Below are 21,359 nucleotides of genomic sequence, written 5' to 3'. Positions count from 1 at the left end.
GAACGGTGTTCCGGAACCGTCATAATGGACGGAAGGAGGCGCGCGAATGGTTGATACGACGACATCGCAGAGCGCCTCTCTGCGCCGTCTGGTGCCGCGCATCTTCTCGCGCGCTCAGCCGACCGGCGCCATGGAGACCCTCATCCGCACGGTGCGCATGCACCACCCCAAGGCCGACCTCTCGCTCATCGAGCGCGCGTACGCCGTCGCCGAGCGGGCGCACCGGGGTCAGAAGCGACGCTCGGGGGAGCCGTACATCACGCATCCCGTGGCCGTGGCGCAGATCATCGCGGACCTCGGCATCGGCGCGAAGACCATCGCCGCTGCCCTGCTGCACGACACCGTCGAGGACACCGAGTACACGCTCGACGAGCTGCGCGACCAGTTCGGCGACGAGATCGCCATGCTCGTCGACGGCGTCACCAAGCTCGACAAGGTCAAGTACGGCGACAGCGCCCAGGCGGAGACCGTCCGCAAGATGATCGTCGCGATGTCAAAAGACATCCGTGTGCTGATCATCAAGCTCGCCGACCGGCTGCACAACGCGCGCACGTGGGGCTTCGTCCCGGCCGCGTCCGCGACCCGGAAGGCCACCGAGACCCTCGAGATCTACGCGCCGCTCGCCCACCGCCTCGGAATCCAGGCGATCAAGTGGGAGCTGGAAGACCTCTCGTTCGCGGTGCTGTACCCGAAGCTGTACGCCGAGATCGAGAGCCTCGTGAAGCAGCGCACGCCGGAGCGCGAGCGCCTGGTGCAGCAGGTCATCGACACCATCAACGACGACCTCAAGTCGGCGAAGATCCGCGGCAAGGTCGTCGGCCGCCCGAAGCAGTACTACTCGATCTACCAGAAGATGGTGGTGCGCGGGCGCGAGTTCGACGACATCTACGACCTGGTGGGCATCCGCGTGCTGGTGAACACCGTGCGCGACTGCTACGCCGTGCTCGGCCAGATCCACGCGCGATGGACGCCGATGCCCGGCCGGTTCAAGGACTACATCGCCACCCCGAAGTTCAACCTGTACCAGTCGCTGCACACCACCGTCATCGGCCCGCAGGGCCGTCCGGTGGAGATCCAGATCCGCACCGAGGAGATGCACCAGCGGGCGGAGTTCGGTGTCGCGGCGCACTGGAAGTACAAGGAGCAGACGACCGGCAAGAGCTCCGGCGGTCCGGCCAAGGTCGACACGGACCTGGCCTGGCTCGCCCACATCTCGGACTGGCAGGCCGAGACGGCCGACCCGAGCGAGTTCCTCGACTCGCTCCGCTTCGAGATCGGCGCCAAAGAGGTCTACGTCTTCACGCCGAAGGGCCGCGTGATCGGACTGCCCGCCGGCGCCACCCCGGTCGACTTCGCGTATGCGGTGCACACCGAGGTCGGCCACCGCACCATGGGCGCCAAGGTCAACGGTCGGCTCGTGCCGCTGGAGAGCACGCTGAACACCGGCGACGTCGTCGAGATCTTCACGTCGAAGAACCCGGACTCCGGCCCCAGCCAGGACTGGCTGAACTTCGTCAAGAGCCCGCGTGCGCGCAACAAGATCCGCCAGTGGTTCACCAAGGAGCGCCGCGACGAGGCGATCGAGCAGGGCAAGGATGCGATCGCCCGCGCGATGCGCAAGCAGAACCTGCCGCTGCAGAAGCTGATGACGCAGGATGCGCTGGTCGAGGTGGCCTCGTCGCTCAAGCACCCGGACGTCTCCGCGCTCTACGCGGCCGTCGGCGAGGGCCACATCTCGACCCAGTCCGTGATCGAGAAGATCGTGGCGTCGTTGCAGACCGAGGCGGAGTCGGACGGAGAGCTCGAGATCCCGGTCAAGGGCCGCCGGCAGCTGCGCAACAGCGACTCGGGCGTGCTCGTGCGGGGTGCGCCGGACATCCTGGTCAAGCTGGCCAAGTGCTGCACGCCCGTGCCCGGTGACCCGATCGTCGGCTTCATCACGCGCGGCCAGGGCGTCTCCGTGCACCAGGCCAGCTGCCACAACGTGCAGTCGCTGCTGCAGGAGCCGGATCGCATGATCGAGGTCGAGTGGGCGCCCAGCTCGAAGAGCGTCTTCCTGGTGCAGATCCAGGTCGAGGCGCTCGACCGCTCGGGGCTCCTCAGCGACGTGACGCGTGTGCTCTCCGAGCACCATGTGAACATCCTCTCCGCGACGGTCACCACGTCGAGCGACCGCCTGGCGTTGAGCCGGTTCGTCTTCGAGATGGGCGACACGACGCACCTCGACCGTGTGCTGAACGCCGTGCGCCGCATCGACGGCGTCTACGACGTGTACCGCGTCACCGGCGGCTGACCGACGCATTCAGGCCGCCCGGACGGCATCGGGTGCCGGCAGCCGCGTACGCGCCACCGCGGGCAGGCGGCTGCGCGCCAGTGCGCATCCCTTGCGCCGTCGGGACCGCAGGGCCGCATCGAGCTGCGCCGGTGTCAGCTCGGCCAGCGCCAGCAGGTGACGGATCTCCAGCGCGGCGGCGTCACCGAACCCGCTGGGATCGCTCAGCAGATCGATCGCGGTGCGGAGCGGCGTGGTGACGCTGATCGGCCCGACCGTCATGACCTCGTCCGGCTGCAGCGAGCGGTGCCAGGCGTCGAAGCCGGCCGCGCCGAGCCCGCCGCGATGGTGGGGCGGGATGCAGACCTGCGGGAGCGGCGGCATCATCGCCCGGGTGCCGTGCACCCAGGCGGCGGACCCACGGTCGGCGATCGCCCATCCGGGCAGTGTCGGGCTCAGGGCGTGCGCGCGCAGCTCCGGCACATCGGGTTCACCAGAAGGCGCGAACGCGTCGCCCACCCGGTAGAGCTGGCCGTCCAGGCACAGGGAGAGGAGTTCGGGCAGAGGAAGGACGCTCGAATCGAGCAGGGGCGGCGTGATCGTGGTCATGCCTCCAGCCTCGCCGAGGCGTGGGCGCGGCCGGGCTCCTCCCCGGGATCGGGGGAGAAGTCGTCAGAGTCTGGCGTTGTGGACGATTACCAGGCGGATCAGCCCAGCGCGTCCAGCCAGATCTTGCGTGCGTCGAGCGCCTCCTGGGCCGCCTTCACCTTCGCGCTGTCCCCGGACGCCTGCGCGTCCGCGAGCTCCTGCTCCAGCTTGGCGATGGCCGCGTTGAGCTGGCTCGCCAGACCCTCCGAGCGCGCCTTCTTCTCCGGGTTGTTCTTCTCCCAGTGCTCCTCGTCGAGCCGGCGCACGGCCGCCTCCACGCGGCGAAGGCGGTCCTCGATGGGCCGGACCTGCTCGCGGGGCACGCGGCCGATCTGGTCCCACCGCTCCTGGATCGAGAGCAGCGCCGCACGCGCCGACTCGCGGTCGGTCGCCTTCAGCAGCGGCTCCGCCTCGTCGAGGAGGGCCAGCTTGGCCTGGAGATTGGCCTCGTACTCCTCGCTGTCGCGCGCATCCACCTCGGCCTTGGCGGAGTAGATGGCGTCGCCGGCCGCCTTGAAGCGGGCCCACAGCGCGTCGTCGTTCTTCTTGCCCGCGCGGCCGGCCGCCTTCCACTGGTCGAGGAGGCGGCGGTACTCGGGCACCCCGTCGGCGCCGAGCGGGATGAGCTTCTCGGCCTGCTCGATCAGGGCGGTCTTGCGGTTGCGCACGTCGCGGTGCTGCGTGTCGAGCTCGGCGAAGAACGCCTTGCGGTTGTGCTCGATGGTGGAGCGCGCGGCACGGAACCGCTTCCACAGCTCGTTCGCCTCGTTCTTCGGGAGGCGCGGACCGTCGTGCTGGTGCGCCTGCCACCGCTGGAAGAGCGCGTCGAGCGCCGTGCTGGTGGACTTCCACTGCGTCCGGGCCGGATCCTGCGCGGCCAGCGCCTCGGCCTCCTCGACGATGGCGGTGCGCTCGGCGATCGCCCCCTCGAGGGCGGCCTTCGCCTCGGCGCTCTGCTGCTCGGTGAGCTCTTCGACCGTGCCGCCCAGCGCATCCAGGCGCTTCTGCAGCGACGCGAGGTCGCCCACCGCGTTCGCGCCCTCGACCGCGGAGCGGAGGTTGGCGACCGACTTCGCCACGTCGGCGGCCGGTGCGCCGCGCCGGGCGCGCTGCTCCAGCAGGCCGACCTGGCCGGCGAGATCGTTGTACTTGCGCTCGAAGTACGCGAGCGCCTCCTCGGCGGAACCGTCCGGGTATTCGCCGACGACACGCTCGCCATCGCCCTCGCGGACGTACACGGTGCCGGTCTCGTCGACACGTCCCCAGGGGTGCTGTTCAGAAGTAGCCAAGAGCCTCACCTTGCTGCTGCGCGTTACGGGCGGGATGCCGCCCCACGTTTGGGAATCAGCCTATTGCACGTGCTGGGATCACTGCAGGCTGAAGCTGTCGATGGTGGTCGCGACCGCGGGCTTGCCGTCGGTCCCGCCGCCCTGCACGCCCTTGTCGGCCACCTGCGTCTTGAGCTGGTCGAGCCCCGAGGTGACCTCGCCGATCACGGTGTAGCCGCCCGCCTGGTCGGCCGGGATGGGCGTGTCCTCGTAGACGATGAAGAACTGGCTGCCCTGGCTCGATGCGTTGTTGCTCTGGCGCGCCATGGCGATCGTGCCGGCCTTGTAGATGTTGTCGGACGGCGCGTTCTCGATCGGGCCGTAGGAGTACCCGGGGCCGCCGCTGCCGTCGCCCTTCGGGTCGCCGCACTGCAGCACGTAGAAGCCGCCGTTCGTGAGGCGGTGGCAGGTCAGGCCGTCGTAGAACTTCTTCTGCACGAGCGACACGGTCGACGACACGGCCTGCGGTGCGGCCTTGCCGTCGAGGGAGACGCCGAGGGGGATGCCGTTGATCGTCATCGTCCCGGTCCAGGTGCGGTCCTCGGCGAGCGTCTTGGGCGGCACGGCGGCTGCCGACGCCGACGCGGAGGGGGACGCCGACGACGAGGCCGAGGCCTTCGCCGCGCCGGGGCCCGCGGAGAAGTACAGCAGCTGGGTGCCGACCGCGAGGGCCACGATCACCACGGCCGCGATTCCGGCCACCCAGTTGTCACGCTTGCGGCGCTTGACCTTGTGCTCGTGGACGGTCTGGCGCGCCTGGTACGCGCGGAGCCGTTCCCGCGCCTGTCGCGCTTCGCGGTCGTTCTGCTTCGGTGCCACGTGTGTCCTCCGGCGGTCCGTACGGGGGATGTCCGCGAGGCGTCGCCCGCTGGATCATGGAGAACCCTATCCGTCGCCGCTATGCACGACCAACTCGCCGTTCCCAGCATTCCGCCCCTCCCAGCCGGAGTGTCGGTGGCCGCGACTACGCTTGTCAGGTGGTCGACGTGCAACCTGGGCTCCGGACGGGAGCGACTCCGCTCGCGGTGCGGATGCGCCCCAAGTCGCTCGACGAGGTCGCCGGCCAGCGCCACCTGCTGAAGCCCGGCTCGCCGCTCGTCGCCCTGGCCTCCGACAAGGAGGGGCAGTCGGGATCGGTCTCCGTCATCCTCTGGGGCCCTCCAGGCACCGGCAAGACCACGCTCGCGCAGGCCATCGCGCACTCGTCGGGGCGGCGCTTCGTCGAGCTCTCCGCCGTGACGGCCGGGGTGAAGGATGTGCGGCTCGTGATGGACGAGGCCCTCTCGACCCGCGATCTGTACGGCGTCTCGACGGTGCTGTTCCTCGACGAGATCCACCGCTTCACCAAGGCGCAGCAGGATGCGCTGCTCCCGGGCGTTGAGAACGGCTGGGTCATCCTCGTGGCGGCCACCACCGAGAACCCGTCGTTCTCCGTCATCTCGCCGCTGCTCTCGCGCAGCCTGCTCCTGACGCTGGAGACGCTGAGCGACGACGACCTGGGCGTGGTGATCGACCGCGCGGTCGCCGACGAGCGCGGGCTCGGCGGGCAGTACACCCTCGACCCGGAGGCGCGCGCGGCGCTGATCCGGCTGGCGTCGGGCGATGCCCGGCGTGCGCTGACCGCGCTCGAAGCGGCATCCGTGACCGCGGCGTCGTCCACCCCCGCCACCTCCAAGAAGAAGCCGGTCATCACGGCCGAGCTGGTCGCCCAGGCCGTGGACCGCGCGCTCCTGCGCTACGACCGCAACGGCGACGAGCACTACGACGTCATCAGCGCGTTCATCAAGTCGGTCCGCGGCTCCGACGTGGATGCGTCGCTCCACTACCTCGCCCGCATGATCGAGGCGGGGGAGGACCCGCGGTTCATCGCCCGGCGCATCATCGTGCTGGCCTCCGAAGACATCGGGATGGCCGACCCCCAGGCGCTCGGCGTCGCCATCGCCGCGGCGGACGCCGTGCAGTACATCGGGATGCCGGAAGGACGCATCCCCCTGGCCCAGGCGGTCGTGCACCTGGCGACCGCGCCCAAGTCGAACGCGACCTACATGGCGCTCGACGCCGCGATCGCCGACGTGCGCGCCGGGAAGATCGGCCGCGTGCCGAAACACCTGCGCGACGCGCACTACCCGGGGGCCAAGCGCCTCGGCCATGGGAAGGGCTACAAGTACCCGCACGACGACGCCCTCGGCGTGCTCGAGCAGCAGTACCTGCCCGACGAGCTGCAGGGCACGACCTACTACACGCCGACCGAGCACGGCAACGAGCGCGACGTCTCCGCACGCCTCGCCAAGCTCCGCCGCATCGTGCGCGGGCGCTGACCGCGATCTGTTAGACTTTCTGCGCCTAGAAGCGTGTCCGAGGTGCGGCTGCCGCGGACACGACTCGACGGGAACGGCCCTGTAGCCGGGCTTCCCTGGCGACAATCCCTCTCTCTGCGGCGCACTGTGCCTATGAACAGCGCGTGTGCGCCCGCATCCATCACTTCAGAGAGAAAACCGAAAGGAAACCGTGTCTTCACGTTCCCGCAGCAAGACCCGCGAGTCGCGGGCCCTGGGCATCCCGCTCACCCCGAAGGCGGCGCGCTACATGGAGAAGCGCCCCTACGCTCCGGGTGAGCACGGCCGCACCAAGCGCAAGGCCGACTCCGACTACGCGGTGCGTCTTCGCGAGAAGCAGCGCCTGCGCGCCCAGTACGGCATCCGCGAGAAGCAGCTCCGCATCGCCTTCGAGGAGGCCCGTCGCACCCAGGGCCTGACCGGTGAGAACCTGGTCGAGCTCCTCGAGATGCGTCTCGACGCCCTCGTGCTGCGCGCCGGCTTCGCCCGCACCATCACGCAGGCCCGCCAGTTCGTCGTGCACCGCCACATCCTCGTCGACGGCAAGATCGTCGACCGTCCGTCCTTCCGCGTGAAGCCGGGCCAGCTCATCCACGTCAAGGCCCGCTCCGAGGGCACCGAGCCCTTCCAGGTCGCGGCCGCCGGCGGTCACCTGGACGTGCTGCCGAAGACCCCGGGCTACCTGGACGTCGAGATCGACAAGCTCCAGGCCCGCCTGGTGCGTCGCCCGAAGCGCGCCGAGGTCCCCGTGACCTGTGAGGTCCAGCTGGTCGTCGAGTACTACGCGGCTCGCTGACACTCGCAGCACAGGCGCTCAGCGTCAACGCTCCCGGAACGGGGTCGCGGCATCACGCCGCGGCCCCGTTCCGCGTTCCCGGCGGCGCCTCTTCCGGCTACGCTTGAGCGGTATGCCCGTGGCGGAATGGAAGGAGTCACCGTGTCCGGTGGAGACATCGCAGGCCTGATCGCGGCCGTCGTGTTCGCGGTCCTGGTCGGTTTCATCGCCATCCCGCTGATCAAGCTCGGCCGCGTGCTGGACTCGACGCGGGACGCCATCAAGGAGGCGAGCGACGGCATCACGCCGATCCTCGACGAGACGGCGACCACCCTTCAAGAGACCAATAAGCAGCTGGCGCGGGTGGATGTGATCACCAAGAACGTCGCGGATGTCACCGGAAACGTGTCGGCGCTCGTCGCGCTGTTCGCCGCGACGGTCGGCGGTCCGCTCATCAAACTGGCCGGATTCAGCGCCGCGGCGCGCGCCGCGTTCATGGCGGCCGGGGGCTTCGCCTCGCGCACGTCCTCCACAGGCGGCGGGTCGTCCACCGGTTCGTCCCGCTCCCGGAGACGTCGCACCGACTCCCACTAGACTTGGGTACCGTGCGCCGGGGCTCGCCCGCGGCGGCATCCAGAGAGGGAGGATCAAGCATGAAGAGTTTCCTGTGGCTGCTCGTCGGGGTCGCCATCGGCTTCGCCGTCGCCCACAAGGTCAACGAGACCGCCAAGGGTCGCGAATTCTTCAGCAACATCGACCAGAAGGCGCGTGACTTCGGCGAGGCCGTCTCCGACGGCTACCGCCAGCGCGAGGCCGAGATCCGCTCGGCCATCCAGGGCGACTGACGCCCTTCTCCCACCTCGCAGACCTCGATCGACCGGAACCCATGCAGACCGCTGAAATCCACCGCCGCTGGCTCGACTTCTTCGCGCAGCGCGGCCACACCGTCGTCCCCTCCGCCTCCCTGGTCAGCGACGACCCGTCGCTGCTGTTCACGGTGGCCGGGATGGTGCCCTTCGTGCCCTACCTGACCGGTGTCGTGCCGGCGCCGTTCCCGCGCGCCACCAGCGTGCAGAAGTGCATCCGCACGCTCGACATCGACGAGGTCGGCAAGACGCCGCGTCACGGCACGTTCTTCCAGATGGCCGGCAACTTCTCGTTCGGCGACTACTTCAAGGAGCAGGCCATCACGTTCGCGTGGGAGCTGCTCACCACCTCCGAGGACGAGGGCGGCCTCGGCTTCGACCCGAAGGACCTCTGGGTCACGGTGTACGAGGAGGACGACGAGGCGCGCGAGATCTGGACCCGCGTCTCGACCCTCCCGCCGGAGCGCATCCAGGACCTCGGCAAGGACACGAACTACTGGTCGACCGGACAGCCCGGTCCCGCGGGCCCGTGCTCCGAGATCTTCTTCGACCGCGGCCCGGCCTACGGCGCCGACGGGGGACCGGCGACCGACGACGACCGCTACGTCGAGATCTGGAACCTCGTCTTCATGCAGTACCTGCGTGGTGAGGGCGACGGCAAGAAGGACTTCGAGATCCTCGGCGACCTGCCGAAGAAGAACATCGACACCGGCCTGGGGCTCGAGCGCGTCGCGTTCATCAAGCAGGGCGTCGACAACATGTACGAGATCGACCAGGTGCGTCCGGTCCTCGACCGCGCGGCCGAGCTCGCGAAGAAGCCGTACGGCAACGAGGCGCACGAGGACGACGTGCGGCTGCGTGTCGTCGCCGACCACGTCCGCAGCGCGCTCATGCTGATGGCCGACGGCGTGACCCCGTCGAACGAGGGCCGCGGCTACGTGCTGCGGCGCCTGCTGCGCCGCACGGTGCGCGCGATGCGCCTGCTGGGCGTTGAGACCGCGACCTTCCCGGAGCTCTTCCCGGCGTCGCGCGACGCCATGAAGGCGGCGTACCCGGAGGTCGAGACCGAGTTCGACCGCATCTCCCAGCTGGCGTACGCCGAGGAGGAGACGTTCCTGCGCACGCTCGCTGCGGGCACGACCATCCTGGACACGGCGGTCGCCACCACGCAGAAGGAGGGGCGCAAGCAGCTCGCGGGCGACACCGCCTTCCTGCTCCACGACACCTACGGCTTCCCGATCGACCTCACGCTCGAGATGGCGGAGGAGGCCGGCCTCAGCGTCGACCGCACCGCATTCGACACCCTGATGGCCGACCAGCGCGCCCGCGCGAAGGCGGACGCCAAGGCGAAGAAGACGGCACTGGCCGACCTCTCGGTCTACAGCGCCTTCCGCTCGCTGGGCGAGACTGTGTTCACCGGCTACACCGAGCTCGAGACCGAGTCGAGCGTGCTCGGCCTGATCGTCGACGGCCGTTCGGTCGACCGCGCCCGCGAGGGTCAGGTCGCCGAGATCATCCTCGGCGCCACCGCTCTGTACGCGGAGTCCGGCGGTCAGGATGCGGACGCGGGCAGCATCGTCGGCCCGGGCTACGAGCTCGACGTGCTCGACGTGCAGAAGCCGGTCAAGGGCCTGATCAGCCACAAGGTGCTCGTGCGCAGCGGCGAGGTGGGCGTCGGCGCGCCCGCGACCAGCCTCGTGGATGCGGACTACCGCCGCGGGGCGCGACAGGCGCACTCCGGCACGCACATCATCCACGCGGCACTTCGCCAGGTGCTCGGCCCCAACGCGCACCAGTCCGGCTCCTACAACAAGGCCGGCTACCTGCGGCTCGACTTCTCGTGGAACCAGGCGCTCTCGGCGGAGACCCGCAGCGAGATCGAGGAGATCTCGAACAACGCGATCCGCCAGAACCTCGAGGTCACCACGCGCGAGCTGCCGCTCGCCGAGGCGAAGGCGCTCGGTGCGATGGCGCTGTTCGGCGAGAAGTACGGCGACGTGGTCCGCGTGGTCGACATCGGCGGCCCGTGGTCGCGCGAGCTGTGCGCCGGCACGCACGTGGCGACGAGCTCGGAGATCGGCATGATCAACCTGGTGAGCGAGTCGTCGGTCGGTTCGACCAACCGGCGCGTCGAATCCCTGGTCGGCCTCGAGGCCTTCAAAGACCTGGCGGTCGAGCGCACCATCGTGTCGCAGCTCTCCAGCTCGCTGAAGACGCCGCGCGAGCAGCTGCCCGAGAAGATCGCCGACCTCATGGCGAACCTCAAGGCGGCCGAGAAGCGCATCCAGGCGTTCGAAGCGCGCGCGGTGCTCGACAAGGTGCCCGGGCTGCTCGAGTCCGCGTCGCGTCGCGGTGCCGTGACGGTCGTGGCCGAGGACGCCGGGACGCTCAACACCCCCGACGACCTGCGGCTGCTCGCGACCACGGTCCGCGAACGGCTCGGCTCCGACCCGGCGGCGGTCGCCCTCGCGGCGCGCGCCGGCGGCAAGCCCGTCGTCATCGTGGCGACGAACCAGGCGGCGCGCGACGCGGGCGTCAACGCGGGTGCCCTCGCGAAGACCGCGGCCGGCGTGCTCGGCGGTGGAGGCGGCGGCAAGGCCGACCTCGCACAGGGCGGCGGCACGGATGCCGAAGCGATCCCGGCGGCGCTGACTGCGGTCGTGTCGGCGATCGGATAGTCCCGTGCGCAGCGGGGTGCGGCTGGGCATCGATGTGGGCAAGGTGCGGATCGGCGTGAGCCGGTCCGACCTGCACGGGATGCTGGCCACACCGGTCGAGACGGTCGCGCGCTCCGAGGATGCTGCGGATCGTCGCCGCATCACGGAGATCGTGAGGGAACTCGGAGCGTTCGAGGTTATCGTCGGACTGCCGTTGGCGCTCTCGGGCGCGCAAACCGCCTCCACGGCGGACGCGATCGGTTTCGCCGAGGCGCTGGCCGCCGAGGCCGGCGTCCCGGTCCGCCTGATCGACGAGCGCCTCACCACCGTGTCGGCGGCCTCGGCGCTCCGGGCGTCGGGCAGGAACGCGAAGAAGGCGCGTCCGGTCGTCGATCAGGTGGCCGCCACGATAATTTTGCAGCACGCCCTCGATGCGGAACGGGCCACAGGCCGTCCGCCGGGTGACCCCGTCGAAACGAGCATTGGACAGTAGCGTGTCTCAGAACCCCGAGCAGCGGCCCGAGCCGCCCGTGTTCCCGGCGGTGAACCGTCCGCCGGTGCCGCAGGAGCAGCGGCCGGCGGGCGACCAGCATGAGCCGGCGCCGCAGCAGGGCCAGCCGGCCGCGGACCGTCCGCCGATGACCCGTCGCGAGGCGCGTGCCGCCCGGGAGGCGGCTGAGAAGGGCGGGCTGCGCGAACCCATCTCGTCGCCCACGCCGACCCAGGAGTCGCCCTCCGACCTCGCGGCCCTGGCGGGCCTGGACTTCGACGCGGTGATCACCGGCCCGATCGCGCAGGTGGAGGAGCCCGCCCCCGTCGGCGCGGCCGTGCGGCACGAGGCCGAGGAGCCGTCCTCGCATCACGATCATCCTGCGCGTACTGTGTTCGGAGTGCTGGAGGACACCGAAGACGAGTCCGTCGACGAGGGGCATCCCCTCGTCTGGCGACAGCAGAACTACCTGTCGCACGACGAGCCCCCGAAGAAGCGCCGCTGGGTCAAGCGCCTCATCGTCACCATCGTCGTGCTCGGCATCCTGGGCGGGATGGCGGGTGGCGCATACGCCATCTTCCAGCCCCAGATCGCCAAGGTCCACGACGCTCTGTTCCCTCCCGCGAACGACTACAGCGGCAGCGGCACCGGCGAGGTGATGTTCACGATCACGTCGGGCGACGACGGCTCGACCATCGCGAACAACCTGGCCAAGGCGGGCGTGGTGAAGACGTACGACGCCTTCTACTCGCTGCTGCTCCGGCAGAAGCCGGAGGCGCAGTTCCAGCCCGGCGTGTTCAAGCTCGCGAAGAAGATGAGCGCGGCCGCCGCGCTCGCCTCGCTGCAGGATCCGTCGTCGCGCGTGGAGAACACCGCCGTGATCCCGGAGGGGACGCCGGAGAAGGACATCCTGCAGACGGTGTCCGACGCGACGAAGATCCCGCTCGCCGACCTGCAGGCGGCGGCCGCCAACCCGGCCGCGTACGGTCTGCCCGCGCAGGCGAAGTCCCTGGAGGGCTTCCTGTTCCCGGCCACCTACACGTTCGCCCCGGGGACGACGGCGCAGGACGCGATCAAGACGATGGTCGACCGGATGTTCCAGGCGCTCGACGACGCCGGTGTCGCCCCGGAGAACCGGTGGAACACGGTCGTCCTGGCGTCGGTCGTGCAGCGCGAGGCCGGCCTCAAGGACGACTACCCGAAGGTGGCCCGCGTCTTCCTCAACCGCCTGGCGCAGGGCTGGGACCTCCAGTCCGACGCGACGGTCGCCTACGGCACCGGGCACACCGACCGGGTCGAGACGACGGACGCCGAGCGCGCCGACGCGAACAACCCGTACAACACCTATGTGCACCCCGGGCTGCCGGTCGGACCGATCTCGAACCCGGGCGACCTGGCGATCAACGCGGTGCAGCATCCCGCCGACGGCACGTGGATGTACTTCGTCACCTGGAACCTCCAGACCGGCGAGACGATCTTCTCCACCACGCAGGCGGAGCACGACGCCGCGGTGGAGAAATGGCAGCAGTGGATGAAGGACAACCCCGGCTATGAGTGAATCCAGCGCGCGTCAGGGCGACGACGAGACGACCGACGCGGCCGTGGAGGACGGCGTCTCCGAGGCGTCGGCGGAGGCGTCGATCGCTGAGCTGGTGGAGCGGGAGCGCGAGCTCGAAGCCGAGGAGGCCGCGGTCGCCGAGGCCGAGGAGGCGGCGGAGCGCGAGGAGCCGGAGGACGACGAGGAGCCGGCGGACGAGGAGCCGGCAGCGGTCGAAGCCGCCGCGCCCGACGATTCGGCCACGCCCGACGATTCCGCCGAGGCCGGGGATCCGCTCGAGCCCGCGCCGTTGCAGGCGGAGAAGAAGCCGGCCAAGTCCGCCGCGAAGCCGGCCGCCAAGAAGGCGTCGCCCGCCAAACCGGCGGCGAAGAAGGCGCCCAGCCGTCGGCTGGCCGTCCTCGGCTCGCCCATCGGCCACTCCCGGTCGCCCGAGCTGCACCGTGCCGCGTACGACGCCCTCGGGCTCGACTGGGCGTACGAGGCCGTCGACGTGACCGAGGAGGCGCTGCCCGGTTTCATCGGCGGCCTCGGACCCGAGTGGCGCGGCCTGTCGCTCACCATGCCGCTCAAGAAGGCCGTGCTCCCGCTGCTGAGCGAGACGGACCGGATCAGCGACCAGACCGGCGGCGCGAACACCGTGCTGCTCGACGGCGACGAGCTCCGTGGATTCAACACGGACGTGCCCGGCATCGTCCGCGCCCTGCAGGCCGCCGGGCTCGAGCAGGCCCGCTACGTCCACATCCTGGGTGGGGGAGCGACCGCCGCCTCGGCCCTCGTGGCCGCCGCCGACCTCGGCGCCGAGCGCGTGGACGTGCACGTCCGCGATCTCGCGCGCAGCGCGTGGATCGAGCCGCTGGCCTCCGACCTGGGTCTGCGCGTGCGCATCCGCCCGTTCTCGCAGGCCGACCGCTCGCTCGACGTCCCGGATCTGGTCATCAGCACCCTCCCGGGAGGAACGGCGACGGAGGCCGTGTACACGGACTCCACCCGCCGCCGTTCGATGCTCTTCGACGTCGCGTACGAGCCGTGGCCCACGCCGCTCGCGCGCCAGTGGGAGTCCGTCGGCGGCCGCGTGGTGTCGGGGCTGGCGATGCTCGCCCACCAGGCGCTGCTGCAGGTGCGCATCTTCGTCTCGGGCGACCCGCTGCAGCCGCTCCAGGACGAGGACGAGGTGCTCGCGGCGATGCTCGAGGCCGTCGGGATCGACGAGCAGGGCGCACCAGTGGAGGTCTGACGGCCGTTGCCGTTATGCCAGAATCGAAGAATGCTTCGTTGGCTCACGGCCGGGGAATCCCACGGCCCCGAACTCATCGCCGTCCTGGAGGGACTTCCCGCCGGGGTCCCGGTGTCGCTCGACGCCATCCGCGCCGACCTGGCGCGCCGCAAGCTCGGCTATGGCCGCGGAGCCCGCATGAAGTTCGAGCAGGACGCCCTCGACATCTCGGGCGGCGTCCGCCACGGGCTCAGCCTCGGCAGCCCGATCGCCCTGCGCATCGGCAACACCGAGTGGCCGAAATGGGTCGACGTGATGAGCCCCGAGCCCGTGGACCCCGAGGTGCTGAACTCGGGCCGCGGCGCGGCGCTGACGCGTCCGCGTCCCGGCCACGCCGACCTGGTGGGCATGCAGAAGTACGGCTTCGACGAGGCCCGTCCCGTGCTGGAGCGCGCGAGCGCCCGTGAGACCGCCGCGCGCGTCGCGCTCGGCGCCGTCGCCAAGTCGTTCCTCGACGAGCTCGGCATCACCCTCGTCAGCCACACGCTGTCGATCGGCCCGGTGCGCGTCCCCGAGGGCTCGCCGCTGCCGCGTCCCTCGGACGTCGACACCCTCGACGCCGACCCGCTGCGCTGCTTCGACCCGGCGACGTCCGAGCGGATGGTCGCCGAGGTGGACGCCGCGCACAAGGACGGCGACACACTGGGCGGCGTCGTGGAGGTGCTCGCGTACGGCCTGCCGCCCGGGCTCGGCTCGCACGTGCACTGGGACCGCAAGCTCGACGCCCAGCTCGCCGCCGCCCTGATGGGCATCCAGGCGATCAAGGGCGTCGAGATCGGCGACGGCTTCCTCACCACCACCCGCCGCGGCTCCGAGGCGCACGACGAACTGGTCGCCGACGACGGCACCATCCTCCGCACCAGCGACAAGGCGGGCGGCACCGAGGGCGGCATGAGCACCGGCGGCGTGCTGCGCGTGCGAGCCGGCATGAAGCCCATCGCGACCGTCCCGCACGCCCTGCGGACGGTGGATGTGGCCACCAGCGAGGCCGCACCGGCCCACCACCAGCGCTCCGACGTCTGCGCGGTGCCCGCCGCCGGCGTCGTGGCGGAGGCGATGGTGGCGCTCGTGCTCGCGAACGCCGTCCTGGAGAAGTTCGGCGGCGACTCGATCGCCGAGACGTCGCGCAACCTGCAGGGCTACCTCGACGCCATCCCCGCGAACCTCACCACCGAACGCGCCAGTGCTCCCTACGCCTGAGCCCCGAGCGTCTGAGGCCGGAGCGCCTGAGCCCGGCGCAGCCGGCGGATCGCCCGCGACGATCGCTCTGATCGGGCCTCCCGCGGCGGGCAAGTCCCGTGTCGGAAAGCGGCTGGCGAAGCTGCTCGGGCTGCCGTTCGTGGACACGGACGCCGTGGTGGTCGCCGAGCACGGGCCGATCTCCGAAATCTTCGCGACGCACGGCGAAGCCCACTTCCGGGTGCTGGAGCGCGCGGCCGTCGCCGAGGCGCTCCGCCGTCCGGGCATCGTCTCCCTCGGCGGAGGCGCGGTGCTCGACCCGGCGACGCAGTCCGACCTGGCCGGCGCGCGCGTCGTCCTGCTGACCGTCCGCCCGGAGGCGATCGCCAAGCGGATCACCAACGGCAAGCGGCCGCTGATCACCGACCTCGAGTCCTGGAAGCGGCTCGTCGCATCCCGAAGCGAGCTCTACCGGTCGCTCGCGGACTACACCGCCGACACGTCGTCCCGGCCGATCGACACGATCGTCGAGGAGATCGCCCAGTGGGCGCAGAAGGAAGGACACGCATGACCGACGCCCCCACCGAGATCACCGTCTCCGGAGCGCACCCGTACCCGGTGGTGGTCGGTCGCGGCCTGCGGTTCAAGCTGGCGGACCACCTCGGCACCGCGGTGAACAAGGTCCTGCTCGTGCACCAGCCGAGCCTGGGCGCCGCGGCGGCGGAGCTGCGGGAGTCGCTGCTCGGCCGCTACGAGGTGCTCCTCGCCGAGGTGCCGGATGCGGAGGCCGCCAAGCGCGTCGAGGTGGCGTCGTTCCTCTGGCAGATCATGGGGCAGGCCGACTTCACGCGCTCGGACGCCGTGATCGGCTTCGGCGGCGGCGCTGTCACCGATCTGGCCGGATTCGTGGCCGCGACGTGGCTGCGCGGTGTGCGGCTGGTGCAGGTGCCGACGACGCTGCTCGGAATGGTGGATGCGGCGGTCGGCGGCAAGACCGGCATCAACACCGCCGAGGGCAAGAACCTGGTCGGGGCGTTCTACGCGCCGGCCGCGGTGGTCTGCGATCTGGACACGCTCACCTCGCTGCCGCGCAACGAGCTGCTGGCCGGATTCGCCGAGGTCGTGAAGTACGGCTTCATCGCCGAGCCCGAGATCCTCGACACGATCGAGGCCGACGTCGACCGGGCGACCGACCCGGAGACGCCGGAGTTCCGGCGCCTGGTGGAGTTGTCCATCGGCATCAAGGCGCGCGTGGTGGGGGAGGACTTCACCGAGCAGGGGCTGCGCGAGATCCTCAACTACGGGCACACCCTCGGGCACGCGATCGAGCACGCCGAGCGGTACCAGTGGCGCCACGGCGCGGCGATCTCGGTCGGCATGGTGTTCGCGGCGGAGCTCGCCCGGCTGAGCGGACGGCTCAGCGACGAGGTCGCGGACCGGCACCGCCGCATCCTGGAGTCGTTGACGCTGCCCGTGAGTTACCCGCTCGGGCGCTGGCAGACGCTGCTCGCCACCATGCAGCGCGACAAGAAGGCGCGGGGCAGTATGCTGCGCTTCATCGTGCTCGACGACGTGGCGCGTCCGACGGTGCTCGCCGGCCCGGACCAGAGCCTGCTGTTCGCCGCATACCAGGAGGTGGGTTCGTGACCGACAAGACCGTGCTGCAACGGTTCCAGGCGAAGCCGGGCGACGGCGTCGCGGTGGTGATCGCCCAGGACGGCGACCGCGACCTCCTCGGACCGCTCCCCGACGGCGCGACCGAAGCGGGCATCGCCGAGGCGGCCGTCATCGCCACCGTCGTGCGCTCGCGCGAGGAGCTGCTGGCGCGCTACGCCGAGCAGCTGCCGGTCGCGGAGTCCGCCCGCGCGCTGTGGGTGGTCTACCCGAAGGGCGGACGCGCGGACGTGAACCGCGACGTCGTCGCGGGCGAGGCCCGCGCCTACGGGTGGCGCGGCATCAGCAACATCTCGGTCGACGACACGTGGTCCGCGGTCCGCGTGCGTCCGCTGAAGGACGGCGAGGAGTGATGGCGGACATCCTCGTCCTCAACGGACCGAACCTCGGCCGGCTGGGAACCCGCGAGCCCGACGTCTACGGGTCGGGGACGCTGGACGCCCTGCGCGCACTCCTGCAGGACGACGCCGGCGACGACCGGATCGACCTCCGCCAGACCGACGACGAGGCGGAGCTGCTGCGCTGGCTGCACGAGGCGGCCGACTCGGGCGCCCCCGTCATCCTGAACGCCGGCGCGTGGACGCACTACTCGTACGCGCTGCGGGACGCGGTGTCGCTGGTCACGAAGGCCGGCGGCACGGTGGTCGAGGTGCACCTGTCGAACCCGCACGCCCGCGAGGAGTTCCGGCACACCAGCGTCATCACCGCGGTGGCGACCGGAGTGATCGCCGGGTTCGGGTTCGAGTCGTACCGGCTGGCGCTGGCGTTCATTCGCCGAAACGCCCGCTGACGTCTAGAATCTTCTGGGACCGCCGCGCGGTCCGCCGTGGGCCGCATCCGCTCCGTCTCCCCGAGACCGGCGCGTGCGGCGTCCACCCGCATCTTCTCATCGAACGAACGGAACATCCCCTTGGCTTCAACCGCTGACATCAAGAACGGCGTCGTCCTCTCGATCGACGGCCAGCTCTGGACCGTGATCGAGTTCCAGCACGTGAAGCCCGGCAAGGGCGGCGCGTTCGTCCGCACCAAGCTGAAGAACGTCACCACCGGCAAGACCGTCGACCGCACCTACAACGCGGGCGCGAAGATCGACATCACCAACGTCGACCGCCGCGACTACCAGTACCTGTACCAGGACGGCGCCGACTTCGTCTTCATGGACACGTCGGACTACGACCAGATCACCATCCCGGGCCCGATCGTCGGCGACTCCGCCAACTTCATGCTCGAGAACCAGAACGTCACCGTCGCGCTGCACGAGGGCCTGCCGCTCTACGTCGAGCTCCCGGCCTCCGTCGTGCTCGAGATCACCTACACGGAGCCGGGCCTGCAGGGCGACCGCTCCACCGGCGGCACCAAGCCGGCGACCGTGGAGACCGGCTACCAGATCCAGGTCCCGCTGTTCCTCGAGACCGGCACGAAGGTCAAGGTCGACACCCGCACGGGCGACTACCTCGGCCGCGTCAACGACTAGATGAGCGCGCGGACCAAGGCACGCAAGCGCGCGCTCGACGTGCTCTACAGCGCCGACCTGCGCGGCATCCCGCTGCGCCAGGCGCTGGCGACCGAGGCCGAGCGCGCGGCGACCCAGCCGGCGCGCGAGGCGTCGTGGCTGTACGCCCGCGACATCCTCGACGGCGTGATCGAGCACCAGGACGAGATCGACGAGCAGATCGAGACGTACGCCCAGGGGTGGACGCTCGCCCGCATGCCCGCCGTCGACCGCGCCATCCTGCGCATCGGCGTCTGGGAGGTGCTGTTCAACGACGAGGTGCCCGACGGCGTCGCCATCTCGGAGGCCGTCGAGGCGGCGACCGTGCTCTCGACCGACGACTCGGCCGGCTTCGTGAACGGGCTCCTGGCGAAGATCGCCCAGACGAGGACCGCGTGACGGGCACGCGCGTGACGGGCCGCATGCGGCGGATCGCCGCGGCGACGGCGCTCGCGCTCGGCGTGGTGTTCGCCGCGGCGGGGTGCTCGCTGCTCGGCGGCGCCTCGAACGTCCCCGTGGCGACGGACGCGCCCCCGAAGGGCACCGACGGCGCCGTCGACTTCGACGGCGGCTTCATCACGGTCGGCGACGGGCAGAAGAAGGTCGACATCTGGTTCGACGCGATGTGCCCGGTGTGCGGCGCGTTCGAGAAGGCCAATGGCGCCACGCTCGCGAAGGCCGTCGACGACGGGTCGATCACGCTCCGGCTGCACCCGCTGACGTTCCTCGACGCGGTGTCGAACGGGACCGGCTACTCCACCCGGGCGGCTGCGGCGCTGACGTGCGTCGCCGTGTCCGACCGCACGGCCATCCTGCCGTTCTACCAGGCGCTCTTCACCGACCAGCCGGAGGAGAACTCCAACGGACTGACGGACAAGGAGCTGGCGTCCCGCGCGTCGAAGGCGGGCGCGAGCGACATCTCCGGCTGCCTGTCGGACAGCGGCCCGTACCAGGCGTGGGCGCAGGGCAACACCGCGAACTCGCAGAAGGGCCCGATCGAGGTCGACGGAAAGAAGGTCCTCGACACGATCAAGGGAACGCCGACCGTCCTCGTGAACGGCGAGCAGTACCCCGGCGGCGTGGACGACGCCAAGGCGTTCTCGCGCTTCCTCGCCGGCCACTGAGCGCAACGAGGGGTCGCAACACGCCGTTATCGGCCCGCCATGACGGCGTGTTGCGACCCCTCGACGGCGTCTGCGGGGGAGCGGGCACCTGGCCTGGTAGGGTGAGAAGCGTTAGGCATCCTTTAACAGCCGTCCTGTGAGGCGGGGAAGGAGGTCGGCATGACGGCGCGTACCGTGCTGCAGCAGGCTGACATCGCCCGGGCGTTGACTCGGATCTCCCACGAGATCCTGGAGTCCAACCGGGGAACCGACGATCTGGTGATCCTGGGGATCCCGACCCGCGGCGTCGTGCTCGCGCGGCGGATCGCGGACACCATCCAGCGCATCGAGCCGGCCGCGGTCGGCTCGCCCGCCGACATCGTGGGCGCGCTCGACGTGACGATGTACCGCGACGACCTGTCACGGCATCCCACGCGCACCCCGCAGCCCACGTCGCTCCCGGGCCCGATCGACGGCAAGACCGTCGTGCTCGTCGACGATGTGCTGTTCTCGGGCCGCACGATCCGGGCCGCGCTCGACGCGGTCAGCGACATCGGCCGGCCGCGGGCTGTCCGTCTCGCCGTTCTGGTGGACCGCGGCCACCGCGAACTGCCGATCCGCGCGGACTTCGTGGGCAAGAACCTCCCGTCGGCGGCCTCCGAGCGCATCTTCGTGCGTCTGGACGAGGTCGACGGCACCGAGGCCGTCACGATCGAGGAGCCGGGGGCCGACGCATGAGGCACCTGCTCTCGACCCGCGACCTCCCGCGTGAGGACGCCATCCAGCTGCTCGATGTCGCCGAGGACATGGCGGATGTGCAGGAGCGCGAGGTCAAGAAGCTCCCGACGCTGCGCGGCAAGACCGTCGTGAACCTCTTCTTCGAGGACTCCACGCGCACCCGCATCTCGTTCGAGGCGGCGGCGAAGCGGCTCTCCGCCGACGTCATCAACTTCTCCGCCAAGGGCTCGAGCGTCTCCAAGGGCGAGAGCCTGAAGGACACGGCCCAGACGCTGCAGGCGATGGGGGCGGATGCGGTGGTGATCCGCCACGGCTCGTCGGGCGCCCCGCAGACGCTCGCGACGAGCGGCTGGATCGACGCGGGCATCCTGAACGCCGGCGACGGGACGCACGAGCACCCGACCCAGGCGCTGCTGGACGCGTTCACGATGCGCCGCCGCATCCACGGGACGGCCTCGCGCGGCCGCGACCTCGACGGGGTGAGCGTCGCGATCGTCGGCGACATCCTGCACTCGCGGGTCGCGCGCTCCAACGTCTGGCTGCTGCGGACCCTCGGTGCGCACGTCACGCTGGTCGCGCCGCCGACGCTGCTGCCGGTGGACGTCTCCGGCTGGCCGGCCGAGGTGGGCTACGACCTGGACGCGGCGATCGCCGCCGGTCCGGACGTGGTGATGATGCTGCGCATCCAGGCCGAGCGGATGAACGCGGCGTTCTTCCCGACCACGCGCGAATACACGCGGCGGTGGGGGCTGGACGAGGAGCGGTTGGCCCGGTTGAAGCCCGATAGCATTGTGATGCACCCGGGACCGATGAACCGCGGGCTGGAGATCTCGGCCGCGGCCGCGGACTCCCCGCGCTCGACGGTCCGGGAGCAGGTCGCGAACGGCGTCTCCGTGCGGATGGCAGCCCTGTACCTGCTGCTGTCGGGTGCCGGTTCCGAGCAGGTACGGCCAGGCGGTGTGAGGTGAGT

General features: G+C 70.6%; 22 protein-coding genes. 19 read left to right on the top strand and 3 right to left on the bottom strand.

What is annotated here, in order from left to right:
- Positions 1 to 46: 46 nt before the first annotated feature.
- Positions 47 to 2,293: a RelA/SpoT family protein gene (locus J2W45_RS05325; RefSeq protein WP_310129609.1), complete on the top strand. Its 2,247-nt coding sequence runs from the start codon at positions 47 to 49 to the stop codon at positions 2,291 to 2,293.
- A gap of 9 nt (positions 2,294 to 2,302) precedes the next feature.
- Here J2W45_RS05325 and J2W45_RS05320 read toward each other — a convergent pair whose 3' ends face one another.
- The 3 genes from J2W45_RS05320 to J2W45_RS05310 all read right to left on the bottom strand — a co-directional run bounded on the left by J2W45_RS05320 (position 2,303) and on the right by J2W45_RS05310 (position 5,067).
- A complete protein-coding gene (locus J2W45_RS05320) occupies positions 2,303 to 2,881 on the bottom strand; it encodes a type IV toxin-antitoxin system AbiEi family antitoxin (protein ID WP_310129608.1) in 579 nt (192 codons plus the stop codon).
- Between the two features lie 98 nt (positions 2,882 to 2,979).
- The gene (locus tag J2W45_RS05315; RefSeq protein WP_396427109.1) at positions 2,980 to 4,158 is read right to left on the bottom strand and encodes a DUF349 domain-containing protein; all 1,179 of its coding nucleotides are present in this window, start codon (positions 4,156 to 4,158) and stop codon (positions 2,980 to 2,982) included.
- Between the two features lie 129 nt (positions 4,159 to 4,287).
- Positions 4,288 to 5,067 carry a peptidylprolyl isomerase gene (locus tag J2W45_RS05310; RefSeq protein WP_310129604.1) on the bottom strand — a complete coding sequence of 260 codons (780 nt, stop codon included), beginning with the start codon at positions 5,065 to 5,067 and terminating at the stop codon, positions 4,288 to 4,290.
- Positions 5,068 to 5,225: 158 nt separating this feature from the next.
- Between J2W45_RS05310 and J2W45_RS05305 the strand changes: the two genes are divergently transcribed.
- From J2W45_RS05305 to J2W45_RS05220, 18 genes are all read left to right on the top strand, one after another.
- Positions 5,226 to 6,566 carry a replication-associated recombination protein A gene (locus J2W45_RS05305; protein WP_310129601.1) on the top strand — a complete coding sequence of 447 codons (1,341 nt, stop codon included), beginning with the start codon at positions 5,226 to 5,228 and terminating at the stop codon, positions 6,564 to 6,566.
- 190 nt (positions 6,567 to 6,756) lie between these two features.
- Positions 6,757 to 7,380: a 30S ribosomal protein S4 gene (rpsD, locus tag J2W45_RS05300; protein WP_064109207.1), complete on the top strand. Its 624-nt coding sequence runs from the start codon at positions 6,757 to 6,759 to the stop codon at positions 7,378 to 7,380.
- Between the two features lie 141 nt (positions 7,381 to 7,521).
- Positions 7,522 to 7,953 carry a DUF948 domain-containing protein gene (locus tag J2W45_RS05295; RefSeq protein WP_310129599.1) on the top strand — a complete coding sequence of 144 codons (432 nt, stop codon included), beginning with the start codon at positions 7,522 to 7,524 and terminating at the stop codon, positions 7,951 to 7,953.
- 59 nt (positions 7,954 to 8,012) lie between these two features.
- Positions 8,013 to 8,204, top strand: coding sequence for a hypothetical protein (locus J2W45_RS05290; RefSeq protein ID WP_310129598.1), 192 nt, complete (start codon positions 8,013 to 8,015; stop codon positions 8,202 to 8,204).
- A gap of 41 nt (positions 8,205 to 8,245) precedes the next feature.
- Complete coding sequence (gene alaS, locus J2W45_RS05285) at positions 8,246 to 10,903, top strand: alanine--tRNA ligase (RefSeq protein ID WP_310129597.1); 2,658 nt, start codon at positions 8,246 to 8,248, stop codon at positions 10,901 to 10,903.
- Positions 10,904 to 10,907: 4 nt separating this feature from the next.
- Positions 10,908 to 11,375, top strand: a complete 468-nt coding sequence (gene ruvX / locus J2W45_RS05280; protein ID WP_310129596.1) for a Holliday junction resolvase RuvX — start codon at positions 10,908 to 10,910, stop codon at positions 11,373 to 11,375.
- A gap of 1 nt (position 11,376) precedes the next feature.
- On the top strand, positions 11,377 to 12,930 hold the full coding sequence (mltG, locus tag J2W45_RS05275) for an endolytic transglycosylase MltG (RefSeq protein ID WP_310129594.1): 1,554 nt from the start codon (positions 11,377 to 11,379) through the stop codon (positions 12,928 to 12,930).
- The gene (locus tag J2W45_RS05270; protein ID WP_310129593.1) at positions 12,923 to 14,164 is read left to right on the top strand and encodes a shikimate dehydrogenase; all 1,242 of its coding nucleotides are present in this window, start codon (positions 12,923 to 12,925) and stop codon (positions 14,162 to 14,164) included. The genes mltG and J2W45_RS05270 overlap by 8 nt, the downstream gene beginning before the upstream one ends.
- A 30-nt stretch (positions 14,165 to 14,194) precedes the next feature.
- The gene (aroC, locus tag J2W45_RS05265) at positions 14,195 to 15,403 is read left to right on the top strand and encodes a chorismate synthase (RefSeq protein WP_310129591.1); all 1,209 of its coding nucleotides are present in this window, start codon (positions 14,195 to 14,197) and stop codon (positions 15,401 to 15,403) included.
- A 61-nt stretch (positions 15,404 to 15,464) separates the two neighbouring features.
- Positions 15,465 to 15,953 (top strand): shikimate kinase, encoded by a 489-nt coding sequence (locus J2W45_RS05260; protein WP_310134925.1) that lies wholly within the window; start codon positions 15,465 to 15,467, stop codon positions 15,951 to 15,953.
- Complete coding sequence (gene aroB, locus J2W45_RS05255; RefSeq protein WP_310129590.1) at positions 15,950 to 17,029, top strand: 3-dehydroquinate synthase; 1,080 nt, start codon at positions 15,950 to 15,952, stop codon at positions 17,027 to 17,029. Before J2W45_RS05260 ends, aroB begins: the two co-directional genes overlap by 4 nt.
- Positions 17,026 to 17,409, top strand: a complete 384-nt coding sequence (locus J2W45_RS05250) for a hypothetical protein (RefSeq protein WP_310129589.1) — start codon at positions 17,026 to 17,028, stop codon at positions 17,407 to 17,409. The genes aroB and J2W45_RS05250 overlap by 4 nt, the downstream gene beginning before the upstream one ends.
- On the top strand, positions 17,409 to 17,846 hold the full coding sequence (locus J2W45_RS05245; protein WP_310129587.1) for a type II 3-dehydroquinate dehydratase: 438 nt from the start codon (positions 17,409 to 17,411) through the stop codon (positions 17,844 to 17,846). Before J2W45_RS05250 ends, J2W45_RS05245 begins: the two co-directional genes overlap by 1 nt.
- Positions 17,847 to 17,966: 120 nt before the next feature.
- Entirely contained in the window at positions 17,967 to 18,530 is a 564-nt protein-coding gene (gene efp, locus J2W45_RS05240; RefSeq protein WP_310129585.1) for an elongation factor P, read from the top strand.
- Entirely contained in the window at positions 18,531 to 18,947 is a 417-nt protein-coding gene (gene nusB / locus J2W45_RS05235; RefSeq protein WP_310129583.1) for a transcription antitermination factor NusB, read from the top strand.
- Positions 18,944 to 19,672 carry a DsbA family protein gene (locus tag J2W45_RS05230; protein ID WP_310129582.1) on the top strand — a complete coding sequence of 243 codons (729 nt, stop codon included), beginning with the start codon at positions 18,944 to 18,946 and terminating at the stop codon, positions 19,670 to 19,672. Before nusB ends, J2W45_RS05230 begins: the two co-directional genes overlap by 4 nt.
- Before the next feature lie 159 nt (positions 19,673 to 19,831).
- Positions 19,832 to 20,389 carry a bifunctional pyr operon transcriptional regulator/uracil phosphoribosyltransferase PyrR gene (pyrR, locus tag J2W45_RS05225; RefSeq protein WP_310129581.1) on the top strand — a complete coding sequence of 186 codons (558 nt, stop codon included), beginning with the start codon at positions 19,832 to 19,834 and terminating at the stop codon, positions 20,387 to 20,389.
- The gene (locus J2W45_RS05220) at positions 20,386 to 21,357 is read left to right on the top strand and encodes an aspartate carbamoyltransferase catalytic subunit (RefSeq protein WP_310129580.1); all 972 of its coding nucleotides are present in this window, start codon (positions 20,386 to 20,388) and stop codon (positions 21,355 to 21,357) included. The genes pyrR and J2W45_RS05220 overlap by 4 nt, the downstream gene beginning before the upstream one ends.
- Positions 21,358 to 21,359: the final 2 nt, after the last annotated feature.

The sequence above is a fragment of the Leifsonia shinshuensis genome (assembly GCF_031456835.1).
Classification (GTDB): domain Bacteria; phylum Actinomycetota; class Actinomycetes; order Actinomycetales; family Microbacteriaceae; genus Leifsonia; species Leifsonia shinshuensis_C.
Note: the sequence above shows the minus strand (reverse complement) of the source record. Positions and strands in the feature narration are given on the sequence as shown.

Coding starts and splice junctions, on each gene's coding strand:
- J2W45_RS05290 (WP_310129598.1), top strand. CDS start 8,013: ATGAAGAGTTTCCTGTGGCTGCTCGTCGGGGTCGCCATCGGCTTCGCC.
- J2W45_RS05220 (WP_310129580.1), top strand. CDS start 20,386: ATGAGGCACCTGCTCTCGACCCGCGACCTCCCGCGTGAGGACGCCATC.
- aroC (WP_310129591.1), top strand. CDS start 14,195: ATGCTTCGTTGGCTCACGGCCGGGGAATCCCACGGCCCCGAACTCATC.
- aroB (WP_310129590.1), top strand. CDS start 15,950: ATGACCGACGCCCCCACCGAGATCACCGTCTCCGGAGCGCACCCGTAC.
- J2W45_RS05245 (WP_310129587.1), top strand. CDS start 17,409: ATGGCGGACATCCTCGTCCTCAACGGACCGAACCTCGGCCGGCTGGGA.
- alaS (WP_310129597.1), top strand. CDS start 8,246: ATGCAGACCGCTGAAATCCACCGCCGCTGGCTCGACTTCTTCGCGCAG.
- J2W45_RS05320 (WP_310129608.1), bottom strand. CDS start 2,881: ATGACCACGATCACGCCGCCCCTGCTCGATTCGAGCGTCCTTCCTCTG.
- nusB (WP_310129583.1), top strand. CDS start 18,531: ATGAGCGCGCGGACCAAGGCACGCAAGCGCGCGCTCGACGTGCTCTAC.
- J2W45_RS05270 (WP_310129593.1), top strand. CDS start 12,923: ATGAGTGAATCCAGCGCGCGTCAGGGCGACGACGAGACGACCGACGCG.
- pyrR (WP_310129581.1), top strand. CDS start 19,832: ATGACGGCGCGTACCGTGCTGCAGCAGGCTGACATCGCCCGGGCGTTG.
- J2W45_RS05325 (WP_310129609.1), top strand. CDS start 47: ATGGTTGATACGACGACATCGCAGAGCGCCTCTCTGCGCCGTCTGGTG.